Origin of the sequence: Aeromonas sp. Y311-2, assembly GCF_027706025.1 — a bacterium.
In the GTDB taxonomy this organism is placed as follows: Bacteria; Pseudomonadota; Gammaproteobacteria; order Enterobacterales; family Aeromonadaceae; genus Aeromonas; species Aeromonas veronii.
In genome coordinates, this window is record NZ_JAPDCL010000042.1 from 1 (window position 1) to 10,484 (window position 10,484).

Genomic DNA, 10,484 nt, shown 5'->3' on the forward strand with positions numbered 1-10,484 from the left:
CGCCATGCGAGAGTAGGACACTGCCAGGCACCCAATACAAGAAACCCCGCTCATCGAGCGGGGTTTTTTATTGCCTGAAATTCAGCAAATAGCCTGATTGTTGACCTGCCCTATCTCCCTTCCTCTGTTTTTATCCTTACTCTCCGCGGCTTTCTGGTTCCACAAATAGCTTGATGTTCCGTTTGGTACTCTTTCTTCACTGAACCGCTGGGTACTGTATGGTGGCTCTGGCGTAGTCATGACCCACGAATCCTATGCTCGCCTGTACGCCACGATCTCTTGCTTGCGATCTTTCCTGGGCATCTGCGTCCTGTGTTAGCTGAAGTCTTTCTTTTTGAGCCCTCTGCTTGTCCAAGATTTTGTTAATCGCCCACTGACGTTATGCCAGAGAGTGTGTTGGCTGTGCTAACACGCAGGCACAGGGGGCGCAGCGTTGGGTTTGGGGTAATAGGGAAATTGGAAGGGATATCCGCAGGAGCGCAGAGGTTCGATGTTGGTAGGTGATCTTGTGGCAGCTATTTAGCTCGCAGGTCAGAAGATCAAGAAAGGTGTTGAAGAAGACTAGTGTGTTGAGATCTATGAGGAGTGGCAAATCGCAGGCAAACAAAAAGCCCACGCAACATGGTTGCATGGGCTCGATATGAATGGCGGAGGAGGTGGGATTTGAACCCACGGATGGTCGCCCATCGCCGGTTTTCAAGACCGGTGCATTCAGCCGCTCTGCCACCCCTCCGCAGCAGTGCGGCGAATATTACCATGCTGATCCGGCTTGTAAATCCCCGTCCGGTTCGATTGCTGGTTAATTGCACGAAACGACATGAAAAAGTGGCAATCAGGGTGCATCAAGCGCTTTTTTGGCCAGATAACTTGACTTGAAAACAGACTCAACCACTATAGTGGCCTCTATCATATCCTCTGCAAGATAACGTTATGACTATTAAAAATGCCCTGTTTTGCGCGCTGGCTGGTGTGACCCTGCTGGCGACGCCGGTACATGCAAGCGAGCTGACCAAAAGCGATGTCGAGCAAATCGTTCGCGACTATCTGGTCAAGAATCCCGAGATCCTGGTCGAGATGTCCAATGCCCTGCGTGCCAAGCAGGAGAGCCAGCAGGCCGAGAGTGACAAGGCGCTGATCAAGGCTCACTCCAAGCAGCTTTATGCCAATCAGGATCCCGAGATGGGGAATCCGAAGGCGTCGCTGACCATTGTGGAGTTTTTCGATTACAACTGCGGTTACTGCAAACGGGCCCATCCGCTGGTCAAGCAGTTGATGGCGGAAGATAAAGATATCCGTTACATCTACAAGCAGTTCCCCATTCTGAGCGAGTCCTCCTACTTCGCCGCCCGCGCTGCGCTGGCGGTGCAACTTGGTCAGCCTGACAAGTACCAGGCGTTCCACGAGAAGCTCTATACCCATCAGGGCCCGCTCGCTGATGAAGCACAGGTCAAGCAGTTGGCAGTGGCGGCCGGTGTTGACTGGAGCAAGGTGGAAGCCAAGATCAAGGATGGCAGCATTGACCAGAACCTCGGTACCAACCGTGCGCTGGCTGAAGCGCTCGGTATCTCCGGTACCCCGGCCTTCATCATCGGTGATCAGATCCTGCGCGGTGCTCCCCGTGATCTGGCCAGCCTGAAGGGGTTTATAAAGGACGTGCGTGCCGGCAAGAGCATTCAATAAGCGGTTGTCATGGTCGAGGGCCCAGCGCCCCAGCCAGATACAGAAAGAGGGTCGGTATCACTACCGGCCCTCTTTTTTATTATGTCCTTTGGCACAAGTGGTCGTCGCGAAAGGACCATAACAACGTGCTCAGGACCCGGCCTGTTGGCCTCAGTAACAAGTATTAGCAGAGTCGTTCGGAGTCTATTGATAAATATTTCACCTTGCAGAGGCGTGTCGTGAGCATTGCTTAATTCCGGTCAAGATTTTTTCTGCTGCTTGCCTTAGAATCGCCGCCCGTTGCAGGAGAAACCCCTATGTTAGTTGATATTTTACGGCTGGTTTTTATAGCCGGAGGCCTCGTATTCATCTTTATGCTGGTGCAAGCCTGCTGGCGGAAGAAGCAGAGTGGATCCTTTGAGGCGACCCCCTTCTGGCCGGTGGCGTTGATCGGTGGGGTTGCCAACTTCCTCGATACCCTGGGGGTGGGCAGCTTTGCGGTAAAGACCGCCTGCTACAAGCAGTTCAAGCTGATCGATGATCGGGTGCTGCCGGGTACCCTAAATGGGCAGTGCGTGCTGCCAACCGTGACTCAGTCGCTGATCTTCGTCGGCGCAGTCGCAGTGGAGCCGCTGACGCTGATCAGCATGATGATGGCCGCCGCAGCGGGCGCAGCTTGGGGCGCTCGTCATGTGGCCTCGTTTGATCGGCAGACCATCCGGTTGGTGATGGCTATCTCCTTACTGGTCGTTGCAGGGCTTATCTTTGCCGGTCTGCTGGGGCTTTTCCCTGTAGGCGGCGATGCGATGGGGCTCAGCGGCTACAAGTTGGCGATCGCCCTGCTCGGCAACTTCATCTTCGGGGTGCTGATGAATGTCGGTATCGGCCTGTTTGCCCCCTGCATGACGCTGGTTTATCTGCTGGGGATGAACCCGCTGGCGGCGTTTCCCATCATGATGGGCTCCACCGCCGTGCTTAGCGTCTTCTCCGCAGGCACCTTTATCCGCAAAGGGGCGTTCGATGCCAAGGCGGTGCTGGCGGTAGCCATCTTTGGCCCCATCGGTGTGGTGCTGGCCGCCATGCTGGTCAAATCCATGGATATGGAGATGCTGAAGTGGCTGGTTGCCTTTATCGTCATCTATACCTCCTGGACCATGTACGCCTCTTGGCGGGCGGCGCGTCGCTCCCCTGTGCAACTGGCTGTGGAGAGCGCAGGCTAGCCTGTACCAGTGCCGCTTCGGCCTTGGCCCCCAGAAAAACATAGAGGCCAAGCGCCAGCAGCAAACCCACCGCACACCCCATCACTCCGACCGCTGGCCAGAGCAGCTCGTTCTGGCCGAGCGAGCCTTTGAACAGCAGCAACAGCCCCTCGATGGAGACCGCGATCAGAATGGCGGCGATAAAGCGGGTGATGGTGCGGCGAATGGCGCTGTGGCGGAAGATATCCTTATGCAGCAGTACCTCCTCTTCCAGAATGGTCTTGCCCAGATCGAACACTGCCAGTGCCAGCGTTAGGAAGATGATGGCGCTAAAGGCGCCGAGCTGGTTCTGCTGCTCGCCGCACAATAGCTGGTAGAGCTGCTCCAGCCCGTGCCAGATCAGGGTGGCGACGATCAGAAACAGCGCCATGCTGAGCACCACATAGACCGCCTTGAACCAGGGCATGGCGCGGCGGCGCTCCCTGTCTCCCATCAACCAGCCAATCAGCTGATTCAGACAGACGGTGATCTCCCGTCCTTGCCCCTGCACGATAAGGTGCAGCCGGTTATGGGCGGCCGGTGCCACAGGCTGGATGCACATCGGCCCCTGATAGTGGTCAATGCTGACCACAAAGGGATACCCCTTGAGCGAGGCAAGGGGGGCGCTGAGCAGCCCCTGCAGTAGCGGGGCCAACTCCTCCTGATACTCCTGATAGCGCCGCAGCACATCGATGGGGCTCATTTCTGCCATATGGACCTCGGTGACGTGGGCTCTTGTGGTGAATGTGCAAATAGTGGGCCTGCTTTATGACAGGGATGGCGGGGCAAGTTGCACCAGAGGATGACAAATTGGTGGATGACGAGGGGGGAATGCACCAGAAATGGGCGTATTGCCGCCCTGTGTGGTGATGGAGGCTCTGTAATAGAAAAGGGCCCATGACGGGCCCTTTGCGACAACCAGCGGCGATTTAGCCAGCCAGCTTGGCGAAGCTGCGCTCGGCGGCAGCCAAGGTATGTTCGATCTCCTTGTCGCCGTGAGCCAATGACAGGAAGCCCGCCTCGTAGGCGCTCGGCGCCAGATAGACGCCCTCTTCCAGCATGAGATGGTAGAAGCGCTTGAAGCGTTCCATATCGCAGCGAGTGACCTGCTCGTAGCGGGTGATTTCGCTCTCTTCGGTGAAGAAGAAGCCGAACATGCCGCCCACATAGTTGATGGCGAGCGGGATGCCGTGCTTGGCTGCGGCCGCCTTCAGTCCCTCGGCAACGCGAGCTGTTTTGGCGCTCAGCTGCTCATAGAGACCCGGCTCCAGCAGCAGATCCAGCATGGTCAGACCGGCCGCCATGGCCACCGGGTTGCCGGAGAGAGTACCCGCCTGATAGACAGGGCCGGTCGGTGCAATGTATTGCATCACCTTCTTCTTGCCGCCGAAGGCGCCCACAGGCATGCCGGCACCGATGATCTTGCCGAGGGTGGTGAGGTCGGGCTCGATGTTGTAGTGGCCCTGGGCACCGCGCAGGGAGACGCGGAAGCCGGTCATCACCTCGTCCAGGATCAGCAGGGCACCGAACTCGTCACAGATGGCGCGCAGCCCTTCCAGGAAGCCGGGGACCGGTGGGATGCAGTTCATGTTGCCTGCGACCGGCTCGACGATGATACAGGCGATCTCGCTGCCGTACTGGGTGAAGGCTTCACGCACCGAATCCAGATCGTTGAAGACGCAGGTCAGGGTGTGTTTGGCGAAATCGGCTGGAACGCCCGGGCTGTTGGGTTGACCCAGGGTCAGGGCGCCGGAACCGGCCTTGACCAGCAGGGAGTCGGCGTGGCCGTGGTAGCAGCCCTCGAATTTGACGATCTTGTCGCGGCCGGTGTAGCCACGGGCCAGACGAATGGCGCTCATGGTGGCTTCGGTGCCGGAGTTCACCATCCGCACCTGCTCCATGGAGGGGACGATCTGGCGCACTTTCTCGGCCATCAGCACTTCGATCTCGGTCGGCGCGCCGTAGCTCAGCCCCTTCTCCACCGCCTTGATGACGGCAGCCTTGATGGCCGGGTGGTTGTGACCCAGCAGCATGGGGCCCCAGGAGCCGATGTAATCCACGTAGGCCTGACCATCCACATCATAGAGATAGGCGCCATCGGCGTGATCGATGAAGCGGGGCGTGCCGCCGACCCCATTGAAGGCGCGGACCGGTGAGTTGACGCCACCCGGAATGGTCTGGCGGGCCTGTTCAAACAGCTGATCTGATTTTGACATGGATCATCCTTAATGGGATTTTGGTCGTCACACAAGGGATTGCAGCCGATTGAGACTCGGCAGGCCGGAGCATCAGGAGTATGCTTTGCGCTCTCGCCACCCGGACTCTCGGTCTGCTCCCGTGACAAAAATTTAACGGGCCGACTATAGCAGAAAGCCCCAGCCCTGGGCAGCCGAGCAACGCGCCGGGTGATCCTGATCTCAGCTAGCTGACGATATGGTTTTTCCAAGTTGGTGTAACAAGATGGCGCAACAAGCTCTCTCCTCTGAAGCCGATACCTCTTCGCGGGGGCCGCTTTCCCGCATTATCCGGCAAGACAAGATGCCCTTGCTGGTGCTGCTGCTGGCGGCGCTGGTCGGCACCCTGGCCGGACTGGTGTGCGGCCTGTTCGAATCGGGAGTCCACTGGCTGGCAGAACAACGCATCGCCTTGCTGGCAGACCGCCCCTGGTGGCAGCTCGGTCTGCTTGGCTTTGGCTTCAGCGCCTTGCTGGGATTTGTCGGCTACTTCCTCACTCATACCTTTGCCCCGGAAGCGGGCGGTTCCGGCATTCCCGAGATCGAGGGGGCGATGGACGATCTACGCCCGGTGCGATGGTGGCGAGTGTTGCCGGTCAAGTTCTTCGGCGGCATCTGCACCCTGAGCTCCGGCATGGTGCTGGGGAGGGAGGGGCCCTCGGTGCAGATCGGTGGCAACCTTGGCAAGATGGTGGCGGATATCTTCCGGCTACCCAAGGAGCATGGTCACGCCCTGCTGGCCGCCGGTGCGGCGGGCGGTCTGGCGGCAGCCTTCAATGCGCCGCTGGCAGGTATCCTGTTCGTGATGGAGGAGATGCGACCGCAGTTTCGCTACTCCTTTCTGGCCATCAAGGCGGTGGGGATCTCCGCCATTATGGCGACCCTGATGCTGCAGAACATGAAAGGTCAGGGGGCGGTGATCACTCTGCCCCACTACGATGCGCCAGCCCTCAAGGCGCTCTGGCTGTTCCTCTTTATGGGGGCCACCTTCGGGGTGCTCGGTTTTGTCTTCAACAAGCTGGTGCTGGCCTGTCAAGATGGCTATCTGGCGCTGCACCAGAACAAGCGCCACCGTTTTGTGGCCATCGGCATGCTGGTCGCCGGCACATTCGGTGTGCTGTCGCTGTTTGCTCCCGCGGTGACGGGGGGCGGCACCGAGCTTATTCCCCATCTGATGGGGGATGAGTATGCGATGGCGACCCTGTTCCTCATCTTCTCGGTGCGGCTGGTTGCGACCCTCATCTGCTTCTGCTCCGGTGCCCCTGGCGGGGTGTTTGCGCCGACCCTGGCGTTGGGCACCCTGTTTGGCGTGGTGTTCGGCCATCTGTTTCATGCGGCGTTTCCGGAGCTTGGCATCGAGCCCGGCGCCTTTGCCATCGCCGGAATGGGGGCGCTGTTTGCTGCCACCGTGCGCGCCCCCATCACGGGTATCGTGCTGGTCACCGAGATGACCGACAACTATCAGCTGATCCTGCCCATGATGATCACCACGGTTGGGGCGACCCTGGTTGCCCAGTGGCTGGGTGGCCGACCCATCTATTCCCAGATCCTGGAGCGAACTTTACGGCTCGCTGCGCGTCAAAAGCGGGGTGATGGCAGCGCCACGGCCAGTTAATTTTTCCCTTTATCGCCTGTGACCTCGGTCCGGGCGGTATAGTGAAGGGAGAGGCGCTGCCGTAAATGGCGTGATAACGGGATGAGGGGCTATGTCCAATCTATTGAAGTTATTGGTCGTGTTAGCCGTTGGCGGGCTCATCGGTTACTTTGTCGGGAACCGTCAGGAGCTGGCCCAGAGCAGTCTGTTGGTGGTACAGCAGGAGACGCTGGATCGTCAGGGCAAGGCCATCGGCCAGCTCAAGACCGAATTGGGGGTGAAAGATACCCAGCTGGCGACCCAGAAAGCGGCCTTCGAGCAGTTGCAGACCACCCTGAAGAGTCAGGAGGCGCAGGTGCAGGAGCTCAAACGCCAGTTGGCCTTTTTCGAGCGGATCATGCGCCCCACCGGCGAACAGGTGGGGGTAGTGATCGACAACCTGACTCTGCAGGAGACCAGCATTCCCGGTCGCTACCACTATCGTCTCGCCCTGACCCAGCCCGCCAAGAAGCGGGAGCTGTTTCGTGGTCAGGTGCAGATCCGGGTCGAGGGGAGTCTGGCTGACAAGCCGAAGACGCTAACCGGCCGCGATCTCGGGATGAAGGTGAGCGAGTGGCGCTATGCCCTGCGTTATTTCCAGCTGCTGGAAGGGAATTGGCAGTTGCCGGAAGGCTTTGTGCCGGATCGGATCCGTGTCACCATCAACAGGGATGGCAGGCAACCGGCGCAAGAGCTGCTGGTTGAGTGGGGCGAGGTGATCAAGCCGCTGGTCGCCGCGCCGCCTGCTCCGGTTCCCGCTGCCGGTTAAACGTGGTGAATACTTGAACTGAATGGTCGGGTATTGGATAATTTCGCGGTTTCCATGTTTGTGGATCTAATGGTTGTGAGGTCAGTAATGAGTGCAGTAGCAGAAGCTCCGCTGCCCATCCAGATGACGGATGCGGCGGCCAACAAGGTGAAGAACCTGATCACCGAGGAAGAGAATCCCGAGCTGAAGCTGCGGGTATACATCACGGGTGGGGGCTGCTCCGGTTTCCAGTATGGCTTTACCTTTGATGAGAAGATCAACGACGGGGACACCGTAGTCGAGAAGAATGGCGTCACCATGGTGATCGATCCCATGAGCCTGCAATATCTGGTAGGCGGCAGTGTGGATTACACCGAGGGTCTGGAAGGTTCACGCTTCACCGTGACCAACCCCAATGCCACCACGACCTGTGGCTGTGGCTCCAGCTTCTCCATCTGATCGGCATTATCGGTCTGATGAAACGGCTCTCGGCAACGAGGGCTGTTTTTGTTTGTGGTGATCAGTGAGCTCCATCAAACAGCATTTATCTCAAACAACAAAGGCGCCTCGATGGCGCCTTTGTTGTTTGCAGAATGGCTTAGCGGGAGCTTGCCGCCGCGACCAGCGGGATCCGGTTCACTGCCTTGCCCATGTAGGCGAGGGTGATGGTCACAATGATGCAGGTGAAGCTCAGCCACATGTAGGGCAGGTAGTCGAGGGTTGCCACCCCCAGAACCCCGGCCATGAAGATGCCGTTGTCGCTCCAGGGCACCATGCCGCAGGTGAGGGTGCCGCCAAACTCGGCGTTGCGAGAGAGGTTCTTGCGCGCCAGTCCCAGTCGGTCGTAGTTTTTGGCCATGATCTTGGGGGTCAGGATCAGCGACACATACATGGCTGAGCCAAACACGTTGGCCAGAAACGCGGTGCCGATGGTGTGGCTGGTCAGGCTGCCGACGCTATTGATGCGCTTCTCGAAGGCGCTGGCGATCACTTCCAGAATACCGACCTTCTCCAGCAGGCCGCCAAACCCGAGACCGAAGATGATGACCGCGACCGAGCCCAGCATGGACTCCATGCCGCCGCGACCGAGAATGTTGTCGATAAAGTCGATGCCGGAGGTGATGGCAAACGGACTATAAGCCGAGTGCATTGCCTTGACCGGATCCATGCCCTGGAAGGCGATGGCCCAGATCAGGCCCAGCAGGGCGCCGAAGCTGATCACCGGGAAGGCGGGCTTGCGATTGGCCAACAGGCCCAGTACCAGCACCACCGGCACTATGGCCAGCGGGGTGATGTTGAACTGGTTGTCGAGAGCCTCCATCACCAGATTGACCTGCTCCAGGCTGACGTTGCCCGAATACTGCATGCCCACCACGGTGAACAGCACGGCGGTGATGACATAGGAGAGCAGGCTGATGGGCAGCATCCCCTTGATATGCTCCACCACGTCGACGTTGGACATGGTCGAAGCCAGCACTACTGAGTCGGAGAGCGGAGAGAGCTTGTCACCAAAATAGACGCCGGAGAGCACGGCACCTGCTACCAGCGGCGCAGGCACGCCGAGGCTGTGGCCGATCCCCATCATGGCGATACCGGCGGTGGCGGCAGAGCCCCAGGAGGTGCCGGTGGCCAGCGAGGTCAGGGAGCAGATGATCAGGGTTGCCAGCAGGAAGATGGACGGATGGATCACCTTGAGGCCGAAATAGATGATGCTGGGAACAATGCCGCCGGCAATCCAGGTGCCGACCAGGGCACCGACGGAGACCAGGATCAGGATGGCCCCCATTCCCTTGGCAACGCCGTCAACGGCTGCCTGTTCCAGGGATTTGTAATCGTGGCCGAGTTTGATGCCAAGCCCCATGATGACGAACCAGGCGATGAACAACGCCAGCTGGATCGGCAGATCGAGCACGCTGGTGAACGAGAATGCCAGGGCCAGGAAAATGGCCAGACAGGCAAACACCTGTGCCATGCCCGGTAGTCGGATGTGGTTTTGTTGGTTTTGCATAGATACTTCCTAAACTCTTGCTCGCCAAGGTCACTCCCTCTCGTCCTGTGGATACATCGATCCCGAGGAGGCAACCCAAAAAGAGGCCGCAATCTACCACAAACCCGGCGGGTTAAAGCCCCATCAAATTGGCAAAAATGCACATTTGATTGAAAAAATCACAAATTAGTTGATCTCATAACCCATTTTTGAGCGGCCTGTTGACACAAAGGGTCACATACGAAGCTTGCTTGTGACACCACTTGCATCCCCAGTAGATGAATATGATAATTATTATCAATTGTTGGTTGGGGAGAAAACAATGCGCTGGATATTGCGGGGTATGATGTTGCTGGTGGCGGTGGCCGTACTCGCATGGGGTCAGGATAAAGAGTACTGCACCTGGAGTGTAGGTTTTCTGCTGGCTGCCTGGGTGATGCTGGAGCCCGGATTGCGGCCCGCCTTGATCTTGCTGCCAGTGGCCGGGTTGACCGGTATCGTTACCCTGCTCTGGCAGCAGCCCTGGTTATGAGCTTTTGACGGGAGCCTGCTTGATCTTCTGCTGTGCCACCTTGAGCGATTCGACCACCAGTTTCTCCATTTCGGTGCGCTTGGCGTCGGTCAGGAAGTAGATCATGTCGACATTGTGGCGAATATAGTGGGCGGGGAGCTGGTTGAGGGTGAGGCAGCAGAGGTCGGCCATCTGATCGCTGTTGAGCTTTTGCTGCAGCCCCTGTTTCTCAATCTCCTTGAGCACCAGATGTTCGTAAAAGTTGTGAATGTCGGTATCCAGTATCATATGCGTTCCTTGGCATGACGATGAGCGGGGATTCGTCAAAAGCATAGCCATAACAAGGAGTAAAAACAAAAGGCCCATCACTTTCGTGATGGGCCTTTTGCGTAATGAATGGTGCGAAGAGAGGGACTCGAACCCTCACATCCGTGGGACACTAACACCTGAAGCTAGCGCGTCTACCAATTCCGC

10 protein-coding genes and 1 tRNA gene are annotated in these 10,484 nt (G+C 58.2%); 6 read left to right on the top strand and 5 right to left on the bottom strand.

The features are described from left to right. Window positions 1-645: 645 nt before the first annotated feature. Window positions 646-733: transfer RNA gene (locus tag OKC42_RS21960), tRNA-Ser, on the bottom strand. A 197-nt stretch (window positions 734-930) separates the two neighbouring features. Between OKC42_RS21960 and OKC42_RS21965 the strand changes: the two genes are divergently transcribed. Continuing rightward, on the top strand, window positions 931-1,680 hold the full coding sequence (locus OKC42_RS21965) for a DsbA family protein (protein ID WP_042084194.1): 750 nt from the start codon (window positions 931-933) through the stop codon (window positions 1,678-1,680). A 296-nt stretch (window positions 1,681-1,976) separates the two neighbouring features. Continuing rightward, the gene (locus tag OKC42_RS21970; protein ID WP_069554500.1) at window positions 1,977-2,879 is read left to right on the top strand and encodes a sulfite exporter TauE/SafE family protein; all 903 of its coding nucleotides are present in this window, start codon (window positions 1,977-1,979) and stop codon (window positions 2,877-2,879) included. Here the strand turns inward: OKC42_RS21970 and OKC42_RS21975 are convergent. After that, window positions 2,794-3,609, bottom strand: coding sequence for a hypothetical protein (locus tag OKC42_RS21975; RefSeq protein ID WP_265784324.1), 816 nt, complete (start codon window positions 3,607-3,609; stop codon window positions 2,794-2,796). The two genes, OKC42_RS21970 and OKC42_RS21975, sit on opposite strands and share 86 nt — an antisense overlap. A gap of 217 nt (window positions 3,610-3,826) precedes the next feature. Beyond that, entirely contained in the window at window positions 3,827-5,113 is a 1,287-nt protein-coding gene (gene hemL / locus OKC42_RS21980) for a glutamate-1-semialdehyde 2,1-aminomutase (protein ID WP_265784325.1), read from the bottom strand. Between the two features lie 244 nt (window positions 5,114-5,357). Between hemL and clcA the strand changes: the two genes are divergently transcribed. The 3 genes from clcA to erpA all read left to right on the top strand — a co-directional run bounded on the left by clcA (window position 5,358) and on the right by erpA (window position 7,971). After that, a complete protein-coding gene (clcA, locus tag OKC42_RS21985) occupies window positions 5,358-6,746 on the top strand; it encodes a H(+)/Cl(-) exchange transporter ClcA (RefSeq protein WP_033136489.1) in 1,389 nt (462 codons plus the stop codon). A 91-nt stretch (window positions 6,747-6,837) separates the two neighbouring features. Continuing rightward, window positions 6,838-7,533, top strand: a complete 696-nt coding sequence (locus OKC42_RS21990) for a DUF6776 family protein (protein ID WP_265784326.1) — start codon at window positions 6,838-6,840, stop codon at window positions 7,531-7,533. An 87-nt stretch (window positions 7,534-7,620) separates the two neighbouring features. Further along, window positions 7,621-7,971 carry an iron-sulfur cluster insertion protein ErpA gene (gene erpA / locus OKC42_RS21995; protein ID WP_005340225.1) on the top strand — a complete coding sequence of 117 codons (351 nt, stop codon included), beginning with the start codon at window positions 7,621-7,623 and terminating at the stop codon, window positions 7,969-7,971. 139 nt (window positions 7,972-8,110) lie between these two features. Here erpA and nhaC read toward each other — a convergent pair whose 3' ends face one another. Beyond that, complete coding sequence (nhaC, locus tag OKC42_RS22000) at window positions 8,111-9,520, bottom strand: Na+/H+ antiporter NhaC (protein ID WP_005357819.1); 1,410 nt, start codon at window positions 9,518-9,520, stop codon at window positions 8,111-8,113. 301 nt (window positions 9,521-9,821) lie between these two features. Between nhaC and OKC42_RS22005 the strand changes: the two genes are divergently transcribed. After that, window positions 9,822-10,031 (top strand): hypothetical protein, encoded by a 210-nt coding sequence (locus OKC42_RS22005; protein WP_265784327.1) that lies wholly within the window; start codon window positions 9,822-9,824, stop codon window positions 10,029-10,031. Here the strand turns inward: OKC42_RS22005 and OKC42_RS22010 are convergent. Further along, complete coding sequence (locus OKC42_RS22010) at window positions 10,026-10,298, bottom strand: late competence development ComFB family protein (protein WP_005343036.1); 273 nt, start codon at window positions 10,296-10,298, stop codon at window positions 10,026-10,028. The two genes, OKC42_RS22005 and OKC42_RS22010, sit on opposite strands and share 6 nt — an antisense overlap. Window positions 10,299-10,484 lie beyond the last annotated feature (186 nt).

Coding starts and splice junctions, on each gene's coding strand:
- OKC42_RS21965 (WP_042084194.1), top strand. CDS start 931: ATGACTATTAAAAATGCCCTGTTTTGCGCGCTGGCTGGTGTGACCCTG.
- OKC42_RS21970 (WP_069554500.1), top strand. CDS start 1,977: ATGTTAGTTGATATTTTACGGCTGGTTTTTATAGCCGGAGGCCTCGTA.
- OKC42_RS21975 (WP_265784324.1), bottom strand. CDS start 3,609: ATGGCAGAAATGAGCCCCATCGATGTGCTGCGGCGCTATCAGGAGTAT.
- hemL (WP_265784325.1), bottom strand. CDS start 5,113: ATGTCAAAATCAGATCAGCTGTTTGAACAGGCCCGCCAGACCATTCCG.
- clcA (WP_033136489.1), top strand. CDS start 5,358: ATGGCGCAACAAGCTCTCTCCTCTGAAGCCGATACCTCTTCGCGGGGG.
- OKC42_RS21990 (WP_265784326.1), top strand. CDS start 6,838: ATGTCCAATCTATTGAAGTTATTGGTCGTGTTAGCCGTTGGCGGGCTC.
- erpA (WP_005340225.1), top strand. CDS start 7,621: ATGAGTGCAGTAGCAGAAGCTCCGCTGCCCATCCAGATGACGGATGCG.
- nhaC (WP_005357819.1), bottom strand. CDS start 9,520: ATGCAAAACCAACAAAACCACATCCGACTACCGGGCATGGCACAGGTG.
- OKC42_RS22005 (WP_265784327.1), top strand. CDS start 9,822: ATGCGCTGGATATTGCGGGGTATGATGTTGCTGGTGGCGGTGGCCGTA.
- OKC42_RS22010 (WP_005343036.1), bottom strand. CDS start 10,298: ATGATACTGGATACCGACATTCACAACTTTTACGAACATCTGGTGCTC.